This is a genomic window from Pseudomonas sp. B14(2022) (genome assembly GCF_012030485.1).
Taxonomy (GTDB): Bacteria; Pseudomonadota; Gammaproteobacteria; order Pseudomonadales; family Pseudomonadaceae; genus Aquipseudomonas.
The window spans coordinates 29,132-50,792 of record NZ_JAAUVM010000003.1 but is presented as its reverse complement, the minus strand read 5'-3'; the positions used below and the strand labels follow the sequence as shown (position 1 = coordinate 50,792).

Sequence of the window (21,661 nt, the reverse complement as noted above, 5' to 3'; positions counted from 1 at the left end):
CCGCATGTACAAACTTGAAGTCCAAGACCTGCATAAACGCTATGGCAGTCATGAAGTGCTCAAAGGCGTGTCCCTGGCCGCCGCGGCCGGTGATGTGATCAGCATCATCGGTTCCAGTGGTTCGGGCAAAAGTACCTTTTTGCGCTGCATCAACCTGCTGGAGCAACCCCACGCAGGCAAGATCCTGCTCAATAACGAAGAGCTGAAACTGGTGGCCAACAAGGACGGCGCCATGAAGGCCGCCGACCCTAAGCAGCTGCAGCGCATGCGCTCGCGCCTGTCGATGGTGTTCCAGCATTTCAACCTGTGGTCGCACATGACCGCCCTTGAAAATGTAATGGAAGCGCCGGTGCACGTGCTGGGCATGTCGAAAAAAGACGCCCGTGAAAAGGCCGAGCACTACTTGGCCAAGGTTGGCGTGGGCCATCGCAAGGATGCGTTCCCGGGTCATATGTCCGGTGGCGAGCAGCAGCGTGTGGCGATTGCCCGTGCCCTGGCGATGGAACCGGAGGTGATGCTGTTCGACGAACCCACCTCGGCCCTCGACCCCGAGTTGGTGGGCGAAGTGCTCAAGGTGATGCAGGACCTGGCCCAGGAAGGCCGCACCATGGTGGTGGTGACCCACGAAATGGGTTTTGCCCGTGAAGTGTCGAACCAGCTGGTGTTCTTGCACAAAGGCATCGTGGAAGAGCGTGGCAACCCGCGGGAAGTGCTGGTCAACCCGCAGTCCGAGCGGTTGCAGCAGTTCCTGTCCGGCAGCTTGAAATAGTCCCTTGCTGCTGAAGTTGCTTTTATGTGGGAGGGGGGCAAGCTCCCTCCCACATTAGATCTCCACATTGGATCTTTATCGTTTTTAAGCTTTGTGTTGGTTTACGGGCTAGCATTGGCCTTTGTCTTCATTACCGTTCTTCGCTTCGGATAGCACTCCATGACCGCCCACAAAATTGGTTTCCTGATTTGGCCCAGCACAAAAGCACTCACGCTTGCGCTGGCTGAGGAGGCCTTGCGCGTTGCTCAGCGGGTGCATCCGGACGTGGTCTACGAGCTGTCGTTTTTGCTCGCCGAGCCGGCCACCGAAGGCGCCTGGCAACTGCCGGGCGAACCGTGGGCCGGCAAGCTGGAAGGCTTCCAGAAACTGTTCCTGCTGGCGGACGAGCCGCCTGCCGTGATCGCCTCGCAACTGAGCACCGCCCTCAAGCAACTGGTGCGGGCCGGTTGTGTGATCGGTGGTTTGTCGGCCGGTGTGTACCCGTTGGCCCAACTCGGCCTGCTCGACGGCTACCGCGCCGCCGTGCACTGGCGTTGGCAGGATGATTTTGCCGAGCGTTTCCCCAAGGTCATCGCCACCAGCCATCTGTTCGACTGGGACCGTGATCGCCTGACCGCCTGCGGCGGCATGTCGGTACTCGACCTGCTGCTGGCGGTACTGGCCCGTGACCACGGTGCCGAGCTGGCCGGTGCGGTCTCCGAAGAACTGGTGGTCGAGCGCATCCGCGAAGGCGGCGAGCGCCAGCGCATTCCGCTGCAAAACCGCCTGGGCTCCAGCCATCCGAAGCTGACCCAGGCAGTGTTGCTGATGGAAGCCAATATCGAAGAGCCCCTGACCACCGATGAAATCGCCCAGCACGTGTGCGTGTCGCGACGACAATTGGAACGGATCTTCAAGCAGTACCTCAATCGCGTCCCCAGCCAGTACTACCTGGAACTGCGCCTGAACAAGGCCCGCCAGATGCTCATGCAAACCAGCAAGTCGATCATCCAGATCGGCTTGTCCTGCGGCTTCTCCTCGGGGCCGCATTTCTCCAGCGCCTACCGCAACTTCTTTGGCGCCACCCCTCGCGAAGACCGCAACCAGCGGCGCAGCAGCAGCCCGTTCGAACTCTCGTCGGTGCCCTCCGAGCGCGGTTGAAGTGTGCACGCTCGACGTGATGTGTCGCGCCCATTGAGCCACTGCTCTGCAGACTGCCGAAAACCCCAGTATCCGTTTAAACTGCGCCATTGCGACGCTATTTGTCGCATTGGCGTAAACCCGCGTAAAACGGGGGTTGGCGCTATAAGAAGTTGTCGCTTGGCGGCAAGGCCGCGCTGAAAACTGTCCTTACAATCCCTGCATCGCCCGCCAGTTCCAGGCAGGCGTTCCTCTTCAGGAGACTCCGATGTCCGTTGAGCAAGCCCCGGTGCAACGTGCCGATTTCGACCAGGTCATGGTGCCCAACTACGCACCTGCCGCATTCATCCCCGTGCGTGGCGCTGGCTCCCGCGTGTGGGACCAGGCGGGTCGCGAGCTGATCGACTTTGCCGGCGGCATCGCGGTCAACGTATTGGGCCACGCCCACCCGGTGCTGGTCGGTGCGCTGACCGAACAGGCCAACAAGCTGTGGCACGTCTCCAACGTCTTCACCAACGAGCCGGCCCTGCGCCTGGCCCATAAGCTGATCGACGCCACGTTTGCCGAGCGCGTGTTCTTCTGCAACTCCGGCGCCGAAGCCAACGAGGCCGCGTTCAAGCTGGCCCGCCGTGTGGCGTTCGACCGTTTCGGTACCGAGAAGTACGAGATCATTGCCGCGCTGAACAGCTTCCACGGCCGTACCCTGTTCACCGTTAACGTCGGTGGCCAGTCGAAGTACTCCGATGGTTTCGGGCCGAAAATCACCGGTATCACCCATGTCCCTTATAACGACCTCGACGCGTTGAAAGCCGCCGTGTCGGACAAGACCTGCGCCGTGGTGCTGGAACCGATCCAGGGCGAAGGCGGCGTACTGCCGGCCGAACTGGCTTACCTGCAAGGTGCCCGTGAACTGTGCGACGCCAACAACGCGCTGCTGGTGTTCGACGAAGTGCAGACCGGCATGGGCCGCAGCGGCCATCTGTTCGCCTACCAGCACTACGGCGTGGTGCCCGACATCCTCACCAGCGCCAAGAGCCTGGGCGGCGGTTTCCCGATCGCGGCGATGCTCACCCGCGAAGACCTGGCCAAGCACCTGGTGGTCGGCACTCACGGCACCACCTACGGCGGCAACCCGCTGGCCTGTGCGGTGGCCGAAGCGGTCATCGACGTGATCAACACCCCAGAGGTGCTGGCCGGCGTCAACGCCAAGCACGACCTGTTCAAGGCGCGCCTGGAGCAGATCGGCAAGCAGTACGGCATCTTCACCGAAGTGCGCGGCATGGGCCTGTTGATCGGTTGCGTACTGAGCGATGCGTTCAAAGGCAAGGCCAAGGACGTGTTCAACGCGGCCGAGAAAGAAAACCTGATGATCCTGCAAGCCGGCCCGGACGTGGTGCGTTTTGCGCCGAGCCTGGTGGTGGAAGACGCGGACATCAACGAAGGCCTGGATCGCTTCGAGCGTGCGGTAAAAACGCTGACCCAAGCCTGATACATAGCTATCTGCCGGACCGGATCAAATGTGGGAGGGGGCTTGCCCCCGATAGCAATCTGTCAGTTGATACATCCGGTGACTGATACACCGCTATCGGGGGCAAGCCCCCTCCCACATTGGAATATGGTTATTCCAGATATGCCCGGTAATTTTCCCCTGTGAGTTCTAGAGTTAAGGAGTGACACCATGCTGGTGATGCGCCCCGCGCAAATGGCTGATCTGGGCGAGGTACAGCGTCTGGCTGCGGACAGCCCGATTGGTGTCACCTCCTTGCCGGATGATGTGGAACGCCTGAGCGACAAGATCGCCGCCAGCGAAGCGTCCTTCGCGGCCGAGGTGAGTTTCAACGGTGAAGAAAGCTATTTCTTCGTGCTCGAAGACACCGAGACCGGCAAGCTCGTGGGCTGCTCGGCCATTGTCGCCTCGGCCGGTTATTCGGAGCCTTTCTACAGTTTTCGTAACGAGACCTTCGTGCACGCCTCCCGCGAGCTGAAGATCCACAACAAGATTCACGTGCTTTCCCAGTGCCACGATCTCACCGGCAACAGCCTGCTCACCAGCTTTTATGTGGTGCCGGAGTTGGTCGGTTCGCCGTGGTCGGAACTCAATTCCCGTGGCCGCCTGTTGTTCGTCGCCAGCCACCCCGAGCGCTTTGCCGACTCGGTGGTGACCGAGATTGTCGGCTACAGCGACGAGAACGGTGATTCACCGTTCTGGGACGCCATAGGCCGCAACTTCTTCGACCTCAACTACGCCGCCGCCGAGCGCCTGTGCGGGCTGAAAAGCCGTACGTTCCTCGCCGAGCTGATGCCTCATTACCCGATCTACGTGCCGTTGTTGCCGGACGAAGCCCAGGAAGCCATGGGCCAGGTGCACCCCCGTGCACAGATCACCTTCGACATCCTGATGCGCGAAGGCTTCGAGACTGACCACTACATCGACATCTTCGACGGCGGTCCGACGCTGCACGCACGGGTCTCGGGCATTCGCTCGATCGCCCAGAGCCGCGTGGTACCGGTGAAGATCGGCGAGATGGTCAAGGGTGTCGGCCGCCAGTACCTGGTGAGCAACGCGCAGTTGCAGGATTACCGCGCGGTCATGCTGGAGCTGGACTACGCGCCCGGCAAGCCGGTGACCCTGGACCTGGCAGCGGCCGAGGCGCTGGGCGTTGGCGAAGGCGCGAGTGTGCGACTGGTAGCGGTATAAACAGAGTTTCGCGGGTGGCTGGCAGCAGCGGCCCGTCTGAGGAGATAGCATGATCGTTCGTCCCGTACGCAGCAGCGATTTACCGGCCCTGATTGATCTGGCGCGCAGCACCGGCACCGGCCTCACCACCTTACCGGCCAACGAAGAGCGCTTGACCCACCGGGTTGGCTGGGCCGAAAAAACCTTTCGCGGCGACGCCGGGCGCGGAGATGCCGACTACCTGTTCGTGCTGGAAAACGACGAAGGCCGCGTGGTGGGGATTTCCGCCATCGCCGGTGCTGTCGGCCTGCGCGAGCCCTGGTACAACTTCCGGGTCGGCCTGACGGTCAGCGCCTCCCAGGAGCTGAATATCTACCGTGAGATTCCGACGCTGTTCTTGGCCAACGACCTCACCGGCAATTCCGAGCTGTGCTCGTTGTTCCTGCATGCCGATTACCGCAACGGCCTCAACGGCCGCATGCTGGCCAAGGCGCGCCTGCTGTTTATCGCCGAGTTCCCGCAGCTGTTTGGCAACAAGATCATCGCCGAGATGCGTGGCGTGTCCAACGATGCCGGGCGTTCGCCGTTCTGGGAAAGCCTGGGTCGGCACTTCTTCAAGATGGAGTTCAGCCAGGCCGACTACCTGACCGGCGTGGGCAACAAGGCGTTTATCGCTGAGCTGATGCCCAAGTTTCCGTTGTACAGCTGCTTCCTCTCCGAAGACGCGCGCAACGTGATCGGCAAGGTCCACCCGGACACCGAGCCGGCGCTGAGCATGCTCAAGAGCGAAGGCTTCAGCTACCAGGGCTATGTCGATATTTTCGACGCCGGCCCGGCGGTGGAGTGCGAGACCGCCAAGATCCGTGCGGTGCGCGACAGCCAGTCGCTGGTGTTGGCCATCGGCACACCGGGGGACGACGCCACGCCGTTCCTGATCCATAACCGCAAACGCGAAGATTGCCGCATCACCGCCGCCCCGGCGCGCCTGGCGGCAGGCACGCTGGTGGTCGACCCGCAAACCGCCAAGCGTCTGCAACTGGTGGCGGGTGATCAAGTGCGTGCCGTACCGTTGTCCGCTGCTCGGGAGTCGAAATAATGAATTCGCTGTATATCGCAGGTAGCTGGCTGGCTGGCCAGGGTGAACTGTTTGAATCGCGTAACCCGGTGACCCAGCAGGTGCTGTGGGCCGGTAATGGCGCCACGGTCGAGCAGGTCGAGTCGGCCGTGCAGGCCGCGCGCCAGGCGTTCCCGGCCTGGGCCCGGCGCCCACTGGAAGAACGCATCAGCGTGCTGGAAGCCTTCGCTGCGACCCTGAAAAGCCGCGCCGATGAAATCGCCCGCTGCATCGGCGAAGAGACCGGCAAGCCGCTGTGGGAGTCGGCCACCGAAGTCACCAGCATGGCCAACAAGATTGCGATCTCGGTGCAAAGCTACCGCGAGCGTACCGGCGAGAAGAGCGGCCCCCTGGGCGACGCCACCGCCGTATTGCGCCACAAACCCCACGGCGTGGTGGCGGTGTTTGGTCCTTACAACTTCCCGGGTCACCTGCCCAACGGGCATATCGTCCCGGCGTTGCTGGCGGGTAACACCGTGCTGTTCAAACCCAGCGAGCTGACCCCGAAAGTCGCCGAGCTGACCGTGCAATGCTGGATCGACGCCGGTTTGCCGGCAGGCGTGTTGAACCTGCTGCAAGGTGCGCGGGAAACCGGCATTGCGTTGGCGGCTAACCCAGGTATCGACGGCTTGTTCTTCACCGGTTCGAGCCGTACCGGCAACCATCTGCACCAGCAGTTCTCCGGGCGCCCGGACAAGATCCTGGCCCTGGAAATGGGCGGCAACAACCCACTGGTGGTGGACGAAGTGGCCGACGTGGACGCGGCGGTCTACACCATCATCCAATCGGCGTTTATCTCTGCGGGCCAGCGTTGCACCTGTGCCCGTCGCTTGCTGGTGCCGGAAGGCGCCTGGGGCGATGCGTTGCTGGCGCGGCTGGTGGCGGTGAGCGCGACGATTGAAGTCGGCGCGTTTGACCAGCAACCGCCGCCGTTCATGGGCTCGGTGATTTCCCTGGCAGCGGCGAAAGCCTTGATGGACGCTCAGGAGCTGATGTTGGCCAATGGCGCCGTGGCGCTGTTGGAGATGACCCAGCCACAGGACCAGGCCGCCTTGCTGACCCCCGGCATCATCGACGTGACCGGTGTGACCGAGCGCGAAGACGAAGAGCTGTTCGGCCCGCTGTTGCAGGTGATCCGCTACGCTGATTTCGCGGCGGCGATTGCCGAAGCCAACAACACCCAGTACGGCCTGGCCGCTGGCCTGTTGTCCGATTCCGAAGCGCGTTACCAGCAGTTCTGGCTGGAAAGCCGTGCCGGCATCGTCAACTGGAACAAACAGCTGACCGGCGCCGCCAGCACCGCGCCGTTTGGTGGGGTCGGGGCCTCGGGTAACCATCGCGCCAGTGCGTATTATGCGGCGGATTATTGTGCGTACCCGGTGGCGTCGTTGGAGACCCCGAGCCTGGTGGTGCCTGCCACGCTAACCCCCGGCATTACGCTGATCTAAATGTGGGAGGGGGCTTGCTCCCGATGGCGGTGTGTCAGTCACCTGATTGATCAACTGACAGACTGCTATCGGGAGCAAGCCCCCCCACACTGGATTTGTGGTGTGTTGAAGACTTTTGATGCCTATAAAAACAGATGTTCGTGGAGCCTCGCCGATGAAATCCTATGAAGTCAATTTTGACGGTCTAGTGGGGCCGACCCATAACTACGGCGGTTTGTCCTTCGGCAACGTCGCGTCCCAGAGCAACAGCCAGCAGCATTCCAACCCCAAGGAAGCGGCGTTGCAGGGCCTGCAGAAAATGAAAGCCCTGATGGACATGGGCTTTGTGCAAGGCGTGCTCGCGCCCCAGGAGCGTCCGGACGTAGCGGCGTTGCGCAACCTCGGTTTCAGCGGCACCGACGCCCAGGTCATCCAGCAGGCGGCCAAGCAGGCCATGCCGTTGTTGGTAGCCAGCTGCTCGGCATCGAGCATGTGGGTGGCCAACGCCGCCACCGTCAGCCCCAGCGCCGACACGGCAGATGGCCGCGTGCATTTCACCGCCGCCAACCTCAACTGCAAATACCACCGCAGCATCGAACACCCGACCACCAGCCGCGTGCTGGGGGCGATGTTTGCCGACCAGAAACACTTTGCCCATCACGCCGCGTTGCCGGCGGTGGCGCAGTTCGGCGACGAAGGCGCGGCCAACCACACGCGTTTCTGCCGGGAGTATGGCGAAGCGGGCGTGGAGTTTTTCGTGTTCGGGCGCAGCGCGTTCGACCCTCGTTACCCGGCCCCGCAGAAGTACCCGGCGCGCCAGACCCTCGAAGCCTCCCAGGCGGTCGCCCGCCTGCACGGCCTGAAGGATGAAGGCGTGGTCTACGCCCAGCAGAACCCGGCGGTGATCGATGCCGGCGTGTTCCACAACGACGTGATCGCGGTGGGCAACGGCGAGGTGCTGTTCTATCACGAGGACGCATTCCTCCATACCGAACAGATGCTGGCCGAGTTGCAGGGCAAGTTGGGCAAGCTGGGCGGCAACTTCCAGTCGGTGTGTGTGCCGCGTGCCCAGGTCAGCGTCGAGGACGCGGTACGTTCCTACCTGTTCAACAGCCAGTTGCTGACCCGTGCCGACGGCTCGATGCTGCTGATCGTGCCGGAAGAATGCCGCGCCAACGAGCGCGTGTGGCAGTACCTGCAAGGCCTGACGGCCTCCGCTGGGCTGATCCGCGAAGTAAAAGTCTTCGACCTCAAGCAAAGCATGCAGAACGGCGGCGGCCCGGCCTGCCTGCGCTTGCGCGTGGCCCTGAACGAAACCGAGCTGGCAGCGGTGAACCCAGGGGTTATCATGACCGCGCCGTTGTACGACACACTGACCCAATGGGTCGACAAGCACTACCGCGACAGCCTGCGCGAAACCGACCTGGCTGACCCGCAATTGCTGCTTGAGTGCCGGACGGCACTGGATGAACTGACGCGAATCCTTAAACTGGGCTCGGTTTATCCTTTCCAGATCAATTAACGCCACCTCTTTTACACCCTATGGCTGAGAATTATTTATGACCACCGACACCCTGCAACTGATCCTTGAAGACACCGACGGCACCCAGCTGGAAACCTCCTGCACCCGCGTCGCGGTGGTCTGGCAGGGTAAGGAAATCTGGATCCAGCACGACGGCCGTGGCCAGCTGCTGATCGGTGTGGACGTGGAAGAAGGCGACTCCGAATACGCCAACCTGTTGATGCGCCCACTGGCCACCAACCTGATGAGCCTGCAACTGGAAATGGAACCGGCCGACGTTGAAGGTGATGACGACGATCACGTCCACGGCCCAGGCTGCAACCACTAAGGAAGCTGCTTATGCTCGCCCTTGGCAAACTGCTTGAACTGACCCTCGCCGGTCGCGAACCGGCGCAAAAAATTCAACTGACTGTCGACGGCGTGCAGATGCGCTGGCTCAGCGAGGGCGCACTCGAAGTGCGCCCGCCGCAAGCAACGGACAATGGCAGCGACCTGCTGCTGTCGTCCGGCATCCATGGCAACGAAACCGCGCCGATCGAATTGCTCGACCGCCTGGTGCATGGCATCGCCCGTGGGGAGATCAAACCCCGTACCCGTATTCTGTTCCTGTTCGGCAACCCCGAGGCCATGCGCCGCGGTGAGCGTTACCTTGAATTGGACGTCAACCGGCTGTTCAACGGCCGGCATGAAAAAAACATCGGCCCCGAAGCCATGCGCGCCGCCGAGCTTGAACAGCTGGCCCGCAGCTTCTTCAGCCAGCCGGGCCGTTCGCGCCTGCATTACGACCTGCACACCGCCATTCGCGGCTCGAAGATCGAGCAGTTTGCGCTGTACCCCTGGAAGGAGGGCCGCCAGCATTCACGCCATGAACTGGCGCGCCTGAACGCTGCCGGCATGCAAGCGGTGCTGCTGCAGAACAAGAGCTCGATCACCTTCACCGCGTTTACCTATGAGCAGCTGGAGGCCGAGGCCTTCACCCTCGAGCTGGGCAAGGCGCGGCCGTTTGGGCAGAACCAGGGCGTGAACGTTTCCCGCCTGGAGCTGCGCCTCAAGCAGATCATCGAAGGCACCGAGCCTGAGACTGACAGCCTGGACGGGTTGAAACTATTCGCCGTGTCGCGGGAAGTCATCAAGCACAGCGATGCTTTCCTGCTGCACTTGCCGGCGGACGTGGAAAACTTTTCGGAATTGGAAAAGGGTTATCTGCTGGCCGAAGACGTGGCCAAGACCCGTTGGGTGATCGAGGAGGAGGGGGCGCGCATCATCTTCCCCAACCCGAAGGTGAAGAATGGCTTGCGGGCAGGGATATTGATTGTGCCGACCACAGAGGCCGGGCTGGCGTAGATCTGAGCCTTAACCTGATCCAAATGTGGGAGGGGGCTTGCCCCCGATAGCAGTGTGTCAGTCAGCTCATCTGGAGCTGAGACACCGCCATCGGGGGCAGGCCCCCTCCCACATTTTGTTTTGCGGTGTTGCTTAGACGGCTACAGCCCGTGGCTCGCTGCGACGGATCGCCCGCACCTTGTGCAGGGTGTCGGCGCACGTACGCGCAGCTTCCTGGCCCTTGTGCACGAAGTGCTCATGGAAGAATGCGGTGTGTTCGCTGCCGGCATGGAAGTGATGCGGGGTCAGGGACACCGAGAACACCGGCACTTCAGTTTCCAGCTGCACCTGCATCAGGCCGCTGACCACCGACTGGGCCACGAACTCGTGACGGTAGATTCCGCCGTCCACCACCAGCGCGGCGGCAACGATACCGGCGTAACGACCGGTCTTGGCCAGCAGCTTGGCGTGCAGGGGCATTTCAAAGGCGCCGCCGACTTCGAAGAAATCGATGTCCGACTCCTGGTAACCCTGGGCGATCATTTCGGCGAGGAAGCCTTTGCGGGATTGGTCGACAATATCCTTGTGCCAGCAGGCCTGGATAAACGCGACGCGCTCGCCGTGATGGTTTTTGCTTTTGCTGTCGATTGCGGTGGGTTGCATGTTCTGACTCCTGTTTAAGAAAAAAACAGGGCGTTATGAATCGAATGGGATTTTAAGGGTACGAACCGCCGAGTCATGCAGGCATGAGGTCAGCGTGCGGCCCTTAGGTGCCAATCCCGTTCTCTCTTCATCCGGACTATGACCGTCGGCCCCGGGATCACACCGGGTCTGCTGACCTTGTCGCCGTCCTGCGTGAGCAGTTCGAGGCGCCAAGCGCTCGCGGGCTATGCACATTGCGTGCAATTACCGCCGGTGGGGAATTGCACCCCGCCCTGAGAACGTTGCCACCAGAACCCTGGTGGCGGAGAGTTTTTAACATGGTTTTTCATAAACTGCACGAGCGCCGTATCGATAGGCTATATCGGTTTGTTTGGTTGGTATTCGATTGAGAACGCGCGGGGCTTGATATTCCGCGGCTTTGCCCGCAGTAATCATCCTCATAAGAATCTTAATGAACCCCTTCGAGGCTTGTTTCATGTCTGTGATCGACCTGCGCAGCGACACCGTGACCCAACCCACCGCCGGCATGCTCGACGCCATGGCCACCGCCGTCAGCGGCGATGACGTCTACGGTGAAGACCCCAGCGTCAACCGTCTGGAGGCTGAGCTGGCCAAGCGCCTGGGCTTTGCGGCCGCGCTGTTCGTGCCCACCGGCACCATGAGCAACCTGCTGGCGCTGATGGCCCACTGTGAGCGTGGCGAGGAATACATCGTCGGCCAGCAGGCCCACACCTACAAATACGAAGGCGGCGGGGCGGCCGTGCTGGGTTCGATCCAGCCGCAACCGTTGGACGTGCAGGCGGATGGCTCCCTCGACCTGAATCAGGTGCTCGACGCCATCAAGCCCGACGATTTCCACTTCGCCCGCACCCGCCTGCTGGCCCTGGAAAACACCATGCAGGGCAAGGTGCTGCCGCTGGACTACCTGGCGAAGGCGCGGGCGTTTACCCGCGAGCATGGCCTGGCCCTGCATCTGGATGGCGCGCGACTCTACAACGCGGCGGTCAAGCTTGGCGTGGATGCGCGGGAGATCGCCCAGCATTTCGACTCGGTGTCGGTGTGCCTGTCCAAGGGCCTCGGTGCGCCGATCGGCTCGGTGCTGTGCGGCTCCACGGCGTTGATCGCCAAGGCCCGCCGTTTACGCAAGATGGTCGGCGGTGGCATGCGCCAGGCCGGTTCCCTGGCGGCGGCGGGGCTGTACGCCTTGGATCACCAGGTGCAGCGCCTGGCTGATGACCATGCCAATGCGCAATGGTTGGGCGATGAGTTGCGCAACGCCGGTTACGCGGTGGAGCCGGTGCAGACCAACATGGTCTATGTGCAGATCGGCGATCAGGCCCAGGTCTTGAAGACGTTTGCCGCCGAGCGCGGGATCAAGTTGAGCGTCGCACCGCGCCTGCGCATGGTGACTCACCTGGATGTCAGCCGGGCGCAGATTGAGCAAGTGCTCGAGGCATTCGTCGATTTTTCGCGCAAATGAGCGTGCAGACCGTCTAATTGAACCTCTCTATCGCATAAACACGCTGTACCACCGGCAAAGGGCCGATATAATGCGGCCTTTTGCCGTCGCTCCGTCTGATGATGTTGCGCACTGGCCTTTGGCCGCAGCCTCCGTGGAAGAACCTAATGAAAAGCGCAGAAATCCGTGAAGCCTTCCTTCGCTTCTTCGAAGAGCAAGGTCACACCCGTGTCGCCTCCAGCTCCTTGATCCCAGGCAATGACCCCACCCTGCTGTTCACTAACGCGGGGATGAACCAGTTCAAGGACTGCTTCCTGGGCCAGGAAAAGCGCGCCTACACCCGCGCCACCAGCAGCCAGAAGTGCGTACGTGCCGGCGGCAAGAACAGCGACCTGGAAAACGTCGGCTACACCGCCCGCCACCACACGTTCTTCGAAATGCTGGGTAACTTCAGCTTTGGTGACTATTTCAAAAAAGACGCGATTACCTTCGCCTGGACCTTCCTGACCGGCGTGCTGAAGCTGCCCAAGGAAAAACTCTGGGTGACCGTCTACGCGACGGACGACGAAGCCTATGACATCTGGACCAAGGAAATCGGGGTGCCCGCCGAGCGCATGATTCGCATCGGCGACAACAAGGGCGCGCCTTACGCGTCCGATAACTTCTGGACCATGGGCGATACCGGCCCGTGCGGCCCATGCACCGAGATTTTCTACGATCACGGCGCCGACATCTGGGGCGGCCCACCGGGCTCGCCGGAAGAAGACGGCGACCGTTACATCGAGATCTGGAACAACGTGTTCATGCAGTTCAACCGCACCGCCGATGGTGTGCTGCATCCGCTGCCAGCGCCGTCGGTGGACACCGGCATGGGCCTGGAGCGGATCAGTGCGGTAATGCAGCACGTTCACTCCAACTACGAGATCGACCTGTTCACCAACCTGCTGAGCGCGTCGGCCGCGGCCATTGGCTGTGCCAATGAAAGCCAGTCGTCCCTCAAGGTGGTGTCGGACCACATCCGTTCCTGTGGTTTCCTGATCGCCGACGGTGTACTGCCGTCCAACGAAGGCCGTGGCTACGTGCTGCGTCGCATCATTCGTCGCGCCTGCCGTCACGGTAATAAGCTGGGCGCCACCGGCAGCTTCTTCTACAAGATCGTGGCCGCGCTGGTTGCCGAGATGGGCGATGCCTTCCCGGAGCTCAAGCAGCAGCAGGACAACATCGAGCGTGTGCTCAAGGCTGAAGAAGAGCAGTTCTCCAAGACCCTGGAGCACGGCCTGAAGATTCTGGAACAGGATTTGGCTGAGCTCAAAGGCACCGTGGTGCCGGGCGATGTCGTGTTCAAGCTGTACGACACCTATGGCTTCCCGATGGACCTGACCGCCGACATCGCCCGTGAGCGCGAGCTGACCGTCGACGAAGTCGGGTTTGAGCGTGAGATGGAAGCCCAGCGCGTGCGCGCCCGTTCCGCCAGTTCCTTTGGCCTGGACTACAACACCCTGGTCAAGGTTGACGTGCCCACCGAGTTCACCGGGTACAAGGCGACCGTGGGCTCGGCCAAGATCGTTGCCATTTATAAAGATGGCAAGTCGGTCGACGTGTTGAGCGAAGGCGAAGAAGCGGTTGTGGTCCTGGACCAGACGCCGTTCTACGCCGAGTCCGGTGGCCAGGTCGGTGACTGTGGTTTCCTGAGCTCGACCTCCGGTCGTTTCGAGGTGCGTGACACCACCAAGACCGGCGGTGCGTTCCTGCATCACGGTGTGCTGGTGCTGGGCAACCTGACGGTCGGTGCGCCGGTGGACACCCAGGTCGACGCTGACGTACGCCATGCTACCGCGCTGAACCACTCGGCCACGCACTTGCTGCACGCCGCGCTGCGCCAGGTGCTCGGCGAGCACGTCCAGCAGAAGGGGTCGTTGGTCGACAGCCAGCGCCTGCGTTTTGACTTCAGTCACTTCGAAGCGATCAAGCCGGAGCAGATCAAGGCCCTGGAAGACATCGTCAACGCGCAAGTGCGCAAGAACACCCCGGTAGAAACCGAAGAAACCGACATCGAGACTGCCAAGGCCAAGGGCGCCATGGCGCTGTTCGGCGAGAAGTACGGCGACAACGTGCGCGTACTGAGCATGGGGGGCAACTTCTCGGTGGAACTGTGTGGTGGTATCCACGCCAACCGTACCGGCGACATCGGCCTGCTGAAAATCATCAGCGAAGGTGGCGTGGCGTCGGGCGTACGTCGTATTGAAGCGGTGACCGGTGCTGCGGCCCTGGCCTACCTGAATGCGGCTGAAGAACAACTCAAGGAAGCGGCCAGCCTGGTCAAGGGCAGCCGCGACAACCTGATCGACAAGTTGTCCGCCGTTCTGGAGCGCAATCGCGCGCTGGAGAAACAGCTGGAGCAATTGCAAGCCAAGGCGGCCAGCGCTGCGGGCGACGATCTGTCGGCTTCGGCCGTTGACGTCAAGGACGTGAAAGTCCTGGCTGCACGCCTGGACGGCCAGGACGGCAAGGCGCTGTTGGCCCTGGTCGATCAGTTGAAGAACAAGCTCGGCCGCGCAGTGATCCTGCTCGGCAGTGTCCATGAGGATAAGGTCGTGCTGGTTGCCGGTGTAACCAAAGACCTGACTGGCCAACTCAAGGCCGGTGATTTGATGAAGCAAGCCGCTGCGGCAGTGGGCGGGAAGGGCGGCGGTCGTCCGGACATGGCGCAAGGCGGTGGTGTAGACGCCAGCGCCCTGGATGCGGCCCTGGCCCTGACCGTGCCATTTGTCGAGGCAGGTATTTAAGGCACTGTTAACCCGTCCGTGGTCTAGTCACGGGCTGTTCTGTGCTGGTTGATTGGATATTAGGCGCCCCTTTACGGGCTGAGGCGGCTTGGAAATGGCTTTGATCGTACAGAAATTTGGAGGCACCTCGGTTGGTTCTGTCGAAAGAATCGAGCAGGTGGCCGACAAGGTTAAGAAATTCCGCGATGCCGGTGATGACCTGGTCGTGGTGCTGTCGGCCATGAGCGGCGAGACCAATCGCCTGATCGAACTGGCCAAGGCAATCAGTGGCGACCAACAGCCGCTGCCGCGTGAGCTGGATGTGATCGTGTCTACCGGTGAGCAGGTGACCATCGCCTTGCTGGCCATGGCGCTGAACAAGCGTGGTGTGCCGGCGGTGTCCTACACTGGCAGCCAGGTGCGCATTCTCACCGACAGCGCACACACCAAGGCGCGGATCCTGCAGATTGACGATCAGAAAATTCGCAGTGATCTGAAAGCCGGTCGCGTGGTAGTTGTAGCGGGCTTCCAGGGTGTTGACGAGCACGGCAACATCACCACCCTCGGGCGTGGCGGTTCGGATACCACCGGCGTGGCCCTGGCGGCGGCCCTCAAGGCTGATGAATGCCAGATCTACACTGATGTGGACGGCGTCTACACCACCGACCCGCGTGTGGTGTCCGTGGCCCAGCGTCTGGACAAGATCACCTTTGAAGAGATGCTGGAAATGGCCAGCCTCGGTTCCAAGGTGTTGCAGATCCGCGCGGTGGAGTTCGCCGGCAAGTACAACGTTCCGCTGCGCGTATTGCACAGCTTCAAAGAGGGTCCGGGCACCCTCATTACTATTGATGAAGAGGAATCCATGGAACAGCCGATCATTTCCGGCATCGCTTTCAATCGCGATGAAGCCAAGCTGACGATCCGTGGCGTGCCAGACACCCCCGGCGTGGCCTTCAAGATTCTGGGCCCTATCAGCGATGCGAATGTAGAAGTCGACATGATCGTGCAGAACGTTTCGCACGATAACACCACCGATTTCACCTTCACCGTGCACCGCAACGAGTACGATGCGGCATTGAAAATCCTGGAGAACACCGCGAGCGAAATTGGCGCCCGTGAAGTGGTCGGCGATACCAAGATTGCCAAGGTTTCGATTGTAGGTGTGGGCATGCGTTCCCATGCCGGTGTTGCCAGCCGTATGTTCGGGGCTTTGGCCAAGGAAAGCATCAATATCCAGATGATCTCCACCTCGGAAATCAAAGTCTCGGTGGTGATCGAAGAGAAGTACCTGGAGCTGGCTGTACGCGCGCTGCATACCGCTTTTGAGCTGGATGCCCCGGCCCGACAGGGCGAGTGAGGCAATGCCAGGAAGGCGCGGTTTACCGCGCCTTTCATTTTTTGTAGGGCGCATGGTCTTTTGCGTGCGTTCGACAATACTTAGGCCGTTAGGGCTATGGCTATCGAGTCGTAGGTCGAACGCCTTTTTTTTGCAGACTGTTGTTCCTGAAATGAAATGCGTGAGGAGAAAGGTATGCTGATTCTGACTCGTCGGTGCGCAGAAAGCCTGATTATCGGTGATGGCGAAATCACCGTGACCGTGCTCGGCGTCAAAGGCAATCAAGTACGTATTGGGGTGAATGCTCCGAAAGAGGTAGCGGTCCACCGCGAGGAAATCTACCTGCGTATCAAGAAAGAGAAGGACGAAGAACCAAGCCTTTAATTTTTATCGTTTTTTATGTTTGCAAACGGGGATGAACGTGGTTAATATACGCCCCGTGTTGCGGAGAGCTGGCCGAGTGGCCGAAGGCGCTCCCCTGCTAAGGGAGTACACCTCAAAAGGGTGTCGGGGGTTCGAATCCCCCGTTCTCCGCCATTATTTGCTTAGTACGTTGCAATCTGGTTTTTTCGCTAAGTTGTTGAAATTAAACGAAAAAATAGCTTTACATAGAGATTGAACGGCCTATAATGCGCGGCAACAAATGCACTCGTAGCTCAGCTGGATAGAGTACTCGGCTACGAACCGAGCGGTCACAGGTTCGAATCCTGTCGAGTGCACCATTTAAGAGTTAGTTGCAGCAATGCAGGTAGCTCGGCTTCAACCAGTTGTGATCTGGTCTAAAAACACAATATGCACTCGTAGCTCAGCTGGATAGAGTACTCGGCTACGAACCGAGCGGTCACAGGTTCGAATCCTGTCGAGTGCACCATACAAACAAAAAGCCCGCCTAGTGCGGGCTTTTTGCCGTCTGGGACTTGTGTGGATTTTTATCTTTTTCTCCTCCTTCATGTGTTTTCCATTCAGGTGATGGCGTCGCAGTTGAATAGGTGCGGCCAATACTCAACTTTGGCTCGCAAGCGCTTGTTCTTTCCAGTTTTTTGACGTTAAAAACGGACGCACGGTGTATCATTGCGCCCGTCAGCCCCGCCGGGGCTTGTGGAATACCTCCATGGACTTACCCAGTAGTTACTCAGTACCCCGTTTTACCAATCATGAATTGACTGATTGATCCTTCCGGCGTGCCCCGCTGCTGGGAGTGGAGTTCGCCTATGACCGAAGTAGAAGTAAAGAAAACTCAAGAAAGCCTGCAGGATCGCCTGGCTCAAGTCATCGAGCTGCTGCAGCGCCAGCGTGTGGTCGAAGATTTCACGCACCGCCAGGATGGTCCGAATAACGACCTCGTCGAGAACCTGGTCCACCGGCAAAACCTCGTCGAGTTGCAACGCAAACTCGATGACCTGCACTCCGCCGACGTTGCCTACATTCTCGAAGCCTTGCCGCTGGATGATCGACTGACCTTGTGGCAGTTGGTCAAGGCTGACCGTGACGGCGACATCCTGCTCGAAGTATCCGACTCAGTCCGTGAAACCCTGATCGCCGACATGGACGATCACGAGCTCCTGGCGGCCGCCAGGGAGATGGATGCTGACGAACTGGCCGACCTGGCCCCAGAGTTGCCGCGTGATGTTGTCCATGAATTGATGGAGGCCCTCGACGGCCAGCAGCGTGAGCGCGTGCGCTCCGCGTTGTCCTATGACGAGGATCAGGTCGGTGCGCTGATGGACTTCGAGATGGTCACCATCCGCGAAGACGTCAGCCTGGAAGTGGTCTTGCGTTACCTGCGCCGGCTGAAAGAGCTGCCGAGTCATACCGACAAACTGTTCGTGGTCGACTATGAAGGCATTCTCAAGGGCGTGCTGCCGATCAAGCGCCTGTTGGTAAACGATCCGGAGAAAAAAGTTGCTGACCTGATGGCCAGCGATACCGTGAGCTTTCACCCGGATGAAGATGCCTACGACGCAGCGCAGGCCTTTGAGCGTTACGACTTGATCTCTGCCCCGGTGGTCGACAAGAACGGCAAGCTGATCGGCCGTCTGACCATCGACGAAATCGTCGACTTGATTCGTGAAGAGAGTGAAACCGAAGTCCTCAACATGGCAGGTTTGCGTGAAGAGGAAGATATTTTTGCGTCAGTCTGGCGTTCCCTGCATAACCGTTGGGCCTGGCTGGCCGTTAACCTGATTACCGCGTTTATCGCCTCCCGCGTGATCGGGCTGTTCGAGGGTTCCATCGAAAAGCTGGTGGCCTTGGCGGCGTTGATGCCGATTGTGGCTGGCATTGGTGGTAACTCGGGTAATCAGACCATCACCATGATCGTGCGCGCCATGGCGCTGGACCAGGTCAGTACCGCTAACTCTTCGCGCTTGCTGCGCAAAGAGTTGGCAGTGGGCCTGATCAATGGCCTGGTGTGGGGTGGGGTGATTGGCGTGGTGGCCTACTTGCTGTACGGCAGTTGGTCCCTGGGTGTGGTCATGACCGCCGCCATGACTCTCAACCTGTTACTGGCTGCCTTGATGGGCGTGTTGATCCCCATGACCCTGGCACGCCTCGGGCGCGATCCAGCCATGGGCGCCAGCGTGATGATTACGGCCATGACCGACAGTGGCGGCTTCTTCATCTTCCTCGGTTTGGCGACGATCTTCTTACTCTGATCTATCTTGCGCGGGCTCCCTCTGCGTAGCAGCTGGCGAGCCCTGGCGAGGCTTCGGTGTGTCAGGCAGGCTGCAAACGCAGCCACACCAGGGCTCGCCAGCTGCTACGTGATAAACATCTCGGGCCCTCTATAAATCCCAGGCAAAAAAAAGCCAGCACATGGCTGGCTTCGGCTTTCAGTTGCAGATCAATTGGCTTCTGCGGCCGCCTCGACGTCGTGCGCGATAAGCGAGACAAGGGCATTTTGCTGGCGGTGGGAGAGCTGACGAAAACGCTGCAGCAGTTCGCGTTCGTGCAACGACAGCTCGGGGCTGTCCAGACGCATGCTCAGCTCGTCACCCAACGCACCTTCCTGAATAAGGCTCTGCTCCAGGCGCGCGATGATTTCGGAGTTCATGCTGCGGTGATGATTGCGAGCCACCTCGGCAATGCGTTCCCGCATTCCGTCTGGCAGACGTACGACGAACTTGTCAGCCGTACGGCTGGAATAAATTGCCTGTTTCAATGGGCGCATATATTTAACCGGTTAGTTCAGGGGAGCGGTTATTGGAATTGGCCGCAAGATGAGTGTTAAGACAAGACTCACGACCAAAGTTCAACCCGAATTGCAAAGAGGCCGCATCATGCCTCAGATTTGCCAGTTCCTTGGCGTCAATTCTGTGACAAATATTGAACTGCCTGAAGGCTTTATGCCAGCACTCATTTGCATTTTTGCGGACTGGTTGGAAAACTTTTCCACGAGTGATTCCACGAGGGAACTTCCCTTAAGTCCAGGCCACCACAGGGTTTGAGGCCGCACATCCTATAGCAAAGTGGCCTTTTGCCCTTCATTTTAAGACTAGTGGCAATTTGCCGATTTACTAGGACGAAGCGACATAAGGTAGGGGGAGAGCAGAGAAGGGAGGGGTCAGCGTACAACCGGGTCAAATTTGATTCGGCGACCCATGACAAGCGTCAGCAGAAGCAGGCTTGCGAAAACACCGGCAGTAACGAATGCGCTGGTTTGCCCCTCCTGAGAGCTTGCACTCAGGCCCAGAATGCCAGTGGCGATGGTCAGGCACAGAAATAGCCAGGCAAATTTGCTCATGATCAGTGTCCTTAGAAAACCCAGTGTTCAGGTGCAGGCTCGGCCTGGGTGCCTTGAGTCAGGCGTATTGGTGCTTGTGCGTTCGGTGTCATCACGGCCAGTTGCGGGCGTTGTTGCAAGTGGTGGGGGACTGCCTGCTGGCTGATCTGAGCGGGGTCGTTGCTGCCAGTCGATTGAAAGTGGAACATCACCAGTGCAGCCAGGGCGACGGTGTTGAGAGCTAACAGAAGGGCACTGTTCATGGTCATGTTCTCCGTTTAATGCCTTGGCTGGATGGGGCTTGCAGGAGAACTGTTGCAGGTGTCGTGCCAATGTATTAATCCAATTAAATCAATGGTTTGAGTTTGATTTGATGGGGCGGGTGATTGCAATTTGCAATGCTGGCATTTTGGAGGGTTGCATTTTGCACGATCAGGCCAAGTGCCCGTATTTGCGGGGCGAAACCGCGATCGCTCCGGTAAGGCTCGGCCTACACTCAAAAAGCCCACGGACGACATGACAAAAACCACTTCGGCCGTTAACATGCACGCCGTCTGTCGCAGTCCACTTGGCCTGATGGCTGTCATTTGTCTCAGTAGCTCAATTGGATAGAGCATCCCCCTCCTAAGGGGAAGGTTGGCAGTTCTTATCAGGACAAAAATCTGCTGCACATTGAAGGGAGAGCATCAACCCCTGCTGCTGGGGGAGTTCAGCCTAGTTCCGTTAGTATCTATCTGAGCTTGCTGCGCATTGGTGAGCATTGCCGCTCATCTTGTTTTTGAAGCAAATGTGAAGGAAAATTCTGCTGTCGTGTCCTCTTAGTTCAACGGATAGAACGAGCCCCTCCTAAGGGCTAGGTGCAGGTTCGATTCCTGCAGGGGACATATCCTCGCTTCAGTAGCTAGCTGTTTTTTATGGTTTTTCTCAGATGAGAGCCATCCCCCGACCGCTTGGTCTAGCCAGCCCGTGATTTATCTGTTTGTGTCATGACATGATTCGCCGTCTCGCCAAATTGCCTAAAGCCCTCCCTTAACTCGCCTCTCGTCAAATCCCTAGTTCCTGAAAATGAGCATTTGCTCGACTCCATGGGCGCAGGTGAAATTGAAATTTTCGCGTTAGAGGTTTCCGCAAGATTCGTTAAGTTAGCAAGCCAACCATTGTTGGGCGCGTATGACTGGTAGAGGCTAGTTGTAAATGATCGAAATGCGACACTCCTTCACGCCTATCGATTAACCTGCTGCTCTTGGCTCAAAATCCGCTTCCAGTGACGGTTGACGACGCTAGGGGAGAAACCCAATTCCTGAGCGATCTGCGCTTGTGTCATACCTTCCGCCTTGAGCTTCCTGACGGCCTCAAGGTTTTCAATTTTCTGAGGTTTTCCACGCGTACGCTGAATCAGCGCTCCATCCGCGAATTGCTCTGCTAGCAGTCCTATGCCCCCTTCAGCTTCAAATGCTCGAAGCTGCTCTAGTGCCTCTTCTATGAGACGAGGGTAGGGCGTGCCAAGGCGTGCAGACATGCACAAAGCCATCAGTGCAAGCGGGTCAATCTCGAGCGCTTCAGCCAAACTTTCGAATTTTTCGAGCGTAATACTCGTTTGTCCACGCTCTAGAGCGCTAATTTTCGATCTCGCGCTGGCGTCAGAAAGCTTTTCATACCGAAAGCGGCGATTCAGCCTAAGAGCCCTTAGGGCGCCGGCTAGGGCAATTTTGAGGTGCATGGATTGGCCAAAAGTCAGGATATAGCCATACCACGGGGTTTCCGAT

19 protein-coding genes, 4 tRNA genes and 1 riboswitch are annotated in these 21,661 nt (G+C 59.5%); of the genes, 18 read left to right on the top strand and 5 right to left on the bottom strand.

What is annotated here, in order from left to right; translation table 11 throughout:
• The first annotated feature begins 4 nt into the window (after positions 1–4).
• The 9 genes from HCF10_RS06015 to astE all read left to right on the top strand — a co-directional run bounded on the left by HCF10_RS06015 (position 5) and on the right by astE (position 9,972).
• Positions 5–769, top strand: coding sequence for an ABC transporter ATP-binding protein (locus tag HCF10_RS06015; protein WP_003214336.1), 765 nt, complete (start codon positions 5–7; stop codon positions 767–769).
• A gap of 159 nt (positions 770–928) precedes the next feature.
• A complete protein-coding gene (argR, locus tag HCF10_RS06010; RefSeq protein WP_131697797.1) occupies positions 929–1,909 on the top strand; it encodes a transcriptional regulator ArgR in 981 nt (326 codons plus the stop codon).
• Positions 1,910–2,156: 247 nt separating this feature from the next.
• Positions 2,157–3,377 carry an aspartate aminotransferase family protein gene (locus tag HCF10_RS06005; protein ID WP_167655069.1) on the top strand — a complete coding sequence of 407 codons (1,221 nt, stop codon included), beginning with the start codon at positions 2,157–2,159 and terminating at the stop codon, positions 3,375–3,377.
• Between the two features lie 189 nt (positions 3,378–3,566).
• Positions 3,567–4,586: an arginine/ornithine succinyltransferase subunit alpha gene (gene aruF / locus HCF10_RS06000; protein WP_131697795.1), complete on the top strand. Its 1,020-nt coding sequence runs from the start codon at positions 3,567–3,569 to the stop codon at positions 4,584–4,586.
• A 49-nt stretch (positions 4,587–4,635) separates the two neighbouring features.
• Positions 4,636–5,661 carry an arginine N-succinyltransferase gene (gene astA, locus HCF10_RS05995; protein ID WP_131697794.1) on the top strand — a complete coding sequence of 342 codons (1,026 nt, stop codon included), beginning with the start codon at positions 4,636–4,638 and terminating at the stop codon, positions 5,659–5,661.
• Positions 5,658–7,127 carry a succinylglutamate-semialdehyde dehydrogenase gene (gene astD, locus HCF10_RS05990; protein ID WP_167655186.1) on the top strand — a complete coding sequence of 490 codons (1,470 nt, stop codon included), beginning with the start codon at positions 5,658–5,660 and terminating at the stop codon, positions 7,125–7,127. Before astA ends, astD begins: the two co-directional genes overlap by 4 nt.
• 154 nt (positions 7,128–7,281) lie before the next feature.
• Positions 7,282–8,628 carry an N-succinylarginine dihydrolase gene (gene astB / locus HCF10_RS05985; RefSeq protein WP_167655068.1) on the top strand — a complete coding sequence of 449 codons (1,347 nt, stop codon included), beginning with the start codon at positions 7,282–7,284 and terminating at the stop codon, positions 8,626–8,628.
• Positions 8,629–8,665: 37 nt separating this feature from the next.
• Positions 8,666–8,956, top strand: coding sequence for a hypothetical protein (locus tag HCF10_RS05980; protein WP_053140059.1), 291 nt, complete (start codon positions 8,666–8,668; stop codon positions 8,954–8,956).
• Between the two features lie 11 nt (positions 8,957–8,967).
• On the top strand, positions 8,968–9,972 hold the full coding sequence (gene astE, locus HCF10_RS05975) for a succinylglutamate desuccinylase (RefSeq protein ID WP_131697791.1): 1,005 nt from the start codon (positions 8,968–8,970) through the stop codon (positions 9,970–9,972).
• Positions 9,973–10,104: 132 nt separating this feature from the next.
• On the opposite strand, the gene HCF10_RS05970 is transcribed toward astE, so the two are convergent.
• Entirely contained in the window at positions 10,105–10,614 is a 510-nt protein-coding gene (locus HCF10_RS05970) for a 6,7-dimethyl-8-ribityllumazine synthase (protein WP_065926190.1), read from the bottom strand.
• A 114-nt stretch (positions 10,615–10,728) separates the two neighbouring features.
• Positions 10,729–10,898: riboswitch (FMN riboswitch) on the bottom strand.
• A 191-nt stretch (positions 10,899–11,089) separates the two neighbouring features.
• On the opposite strand from HCF10_RS05970, the gene ltaE reads away from it, so the two are divergent.
• From ltaE to mgtE, 8 genes are all read left to right on the top strand, one after another.
• Positions 11,090–12,094 (top strand): low-specificity L-threonine aldolase, encoded by a 1,005-nt coding sequence (gene ltaE / locus HCF10_RS05965; RefSeq protein ID WP_167655067.1) that lies wholly within the window; start codon positions 11,090–11,092, stop codon positions 12,092–12,094.
• A 146-nt stretch (positions 12,095–12,240) separates the two neighbouring features.
• Positions 12,241–14,859 (top strand): alanine--tRNA ligase, encoded by a 2,619-nt coding sequence (alaS, locus tag HCF10_RS05960; RefSeq protein ID WP_167655066.1) that lies wholly within the window; start codon positions 12,241–12,243, stop codon positions 14,857–14,859.
• Between the two features lie 94 nt (positions 14,860–14,953).
• The gene (locus tag HCF10_RS05955) at positions 14,954–16,195 is read left to right on the top strand and encodes an aspartate kinase (protein WP_131697788.1); all 1,242 of its coding nucleotides are present in this window, start codon (positions 14,954–14,956) and stop codon (positions 16,193–16,195) included.
• A 174-nt stretch (positions 16,196–16,369) separates the two neighbouring features.
• Positions 16,370–16,558 (top strand): carbon storage regulator CsrA, encoded by a 189-nt coding sequence (gene csrA, locus HCF10_RS05950; protein ID WP_003175645.1) that lies wholly within the window; start codon positions 16,370–16,372, stop codon positions 16,556–16,558.
• Between the two features lie 62 nt (positions 16,559–16,620).
• Positions 16,621–16,711, top strand: a tRNA-Ser gene (locus HCF10_RS05945).
• Positions 16,712–16,819: 108 nt separating this feature from the next.
• Positions 16,820–16,896: transfer RNA gene (locus HCF10_RS05940), tRNA-Arg, on the top strand.
• Between the two features lie 72 nt (positions 16,897–16,968).
• Positions 16,969–17,045: transfer RNA gene (locus HCF10_RS05935), tRNA-Arg, on the top strand.
• Between the two features lie 340 nt (positions 17,046–17,385).
• Positions 17,386–18,828 (top strand): magnesium transporter, encoded by a 1,443-nt coding sequence (gene mgtE, locus HCF10_RS05930; protein WP_065926188.1) that lies wholly within the window; start codon positions 17,386–17,388, stop codon positions 18,826–18,828.
• 188 nt (positions 18,829–19,016) lie between these two features.
• Here mgtE and HCF10_RS05925 read toward each other — a convergent pair whose 3' ends face one another.
• The 3 genes from HCF10_RS05925 to HCF10_RS05915 form a co-directional block, all read right to left on the bottom strand.
• The gene (locus HCF10_RS05925; RefSeq protein ID WP_003175643.1) at positions 19,017–19,343 is read right to left on the bottom strand and encodes an Arc family DNA-binding protein; all 327 of its coding nucleotides are present in this window, start codon (positions 19,341–19,343) and stop codon (positions 19,017–19,019) included.
• Between the two features lie 393 nt (positions 19,344–19,736).
• Positions 19,737–19,916: a PA3371 family protein gene (locus HCF10_RS05920; protein WP_131697786.1), complete on the bottom strand. Its 180-nt coding sequence runs from the start codon at positions 19,914–19,916 to the stop codon at positions 19,737–19,739.
• Positions 19,917–19,927: 11 nt separating this feature from the next.
• Positions 19,928–20,158, bottom strand: a complete 231-nt coding sequence (locus HCF10_RS05915) for a hypothetical protein (RefSeq protein ID WP_145338712.1) — start codon at positions 20,156–20,158, stop codon at positions 19,928–19,930.
• Positions 20,159–20,707: 549 nt separating this feature from the next.
• On the opposite strand from HCF10_RS05915, the gene HCF10_RS05910 reads away from it, so the two are divergent.
• A tRNA-Arg gene (locus tag HCF10_RS05910) sits at positions 20,708–20,779 on the top strand.
• Between the two features lie 338 nt (positions 20,780–21,117).
• Here HCF10_RS05910 and HCF10_RS05905 read toward each other — a convergent pair.
• On the bottom strand, positions 21,118–21,615 hold the full coding sequence (locus HCF10_RS05905; RefSeq protein ID WP_167655065.1) for a helix-turn-helix domain-containing protein: 498 nt from the start codon (positions 21,613–21,615) through the stop codon (positions 21,118–21,120).
• Positions 21,616–21,661: the final 46 nt, after the last annotated feature.

Coding starts and splice junctions, on each gene's coding strand:
- HCF10_RS06015 (WP_003214336.1), top strand. CDS start 5: ATGTACAAACTTGAAGTCCAAGACCTGCATAAACGCTATGGCAGTCAT.
- alaS (WP_167655066.1), top strand. CDS start 12,241: ATGAAAAGCGCAGAAATCCGTGAAGCCTTCCTTCGCTTCTTCGAAGAG.
- HCF10_RS05925 (WP_003175643.1), bottom strand. CDS start 19,343: ATGCGCCCATTGAAACAGGCAATTTATTCCAGCCGTACGGCTGACAAG.
- astA (WP_131697794.1), top strand. CDS start 4,636: ATGATCGTTCGTCCCGTACGCAGCAGCGATTTACCGGCCCTGATTGAT.
- ltaE (WP_167655067.1), top strand. CDS start 11,090: ATGTCTGTGATCGACCTGCGCAGCGACACCGTGACCCAACCCACCGCC.
- argR (WP_131697797.1), top strand. CDS start 929: ATGACCGCCCACAAAATTGGTTTCCTGATTTGGCCCAGCACAAAAGCA.
- mgtE (WP_065926188.1), top strand. CDS start 17,386: ATGACCGAAGTAGAAGTAAAGAAAACTCAAGAAAGCCTGCAGGATCGC.
- HCF10_RS05905 (WP_167655065.1), bottom strand. CDS start 21,615: ATGCACCTCAAAATTGCCCTAGCCGGCGCCCTAAGGGCTCTTAGGCTG.
- HCF10_RS05970 (WP_065926190.1), bottom strand. CDS start 10,614: ATGCAACCCACCGCAATCGACAGCAAAAGCAAAAACCATCACGGCGAG.
- astB (WP_167655068.1), top strand. CDS start 7,282: ATGAAATCCTATGAAGTCAATTTTGACGGTCTAGTGGGGCCGACCCAT.
- HCF10_RS06005 (WP_167655069.1), top strand. CDS start 2,157: ATGTCCGTTGAGCAAGCCCCGGTGCAACGTGCCGATTTCGACCAGGTC.
- HCF10_RS05915 (WP_145338712.1), bottom strand. CDS start 20,158: ATGAACAGTGCCCTTCTGTTAGCTCTCAACACCGTCGCCCTGGCTGCA.
- HCF10_RS05980 (WP_053140059.1), top strand. CDS start 8,666: ATGACCACCGACACCCTGCAACTGATCCTTGAAGACACCGACGGCACC.
- csrA (WP_003175645.1), top strand. CDS start 16,370: ATGCTGATTCTGACTCGTCGGTGCGCAGAAAGCCTGATTATCGGTGAT.
- HCF10_RS05955 (WP_131697788.1), top strand. CDS start 14,954: ATGGCTTTGATCGTACAGAAATTTGGAGGCACCTCGGTTGGTTCTGTC.
- astE (WP_131697791.1), top strand. CDS start 8,968: ATGCTCGCCCTTGGCAAACTGCTTGAACTGACCCTCGCCGGTCGCGAA.
- aruF (WP_131697795.1), top strand. CDS start 3,567: ATGCTGGTGATGCGCCCCGCGCAAATGGCTGATCTGGGCGAGGTACAG.
- HCF10_RS05920 (WP_131697786.1), bottom strand. CDS start 19,916: ATGAGCAAATTTGCCTGGCTATTTCTGTGCCTGACCATCGCCACTGGC.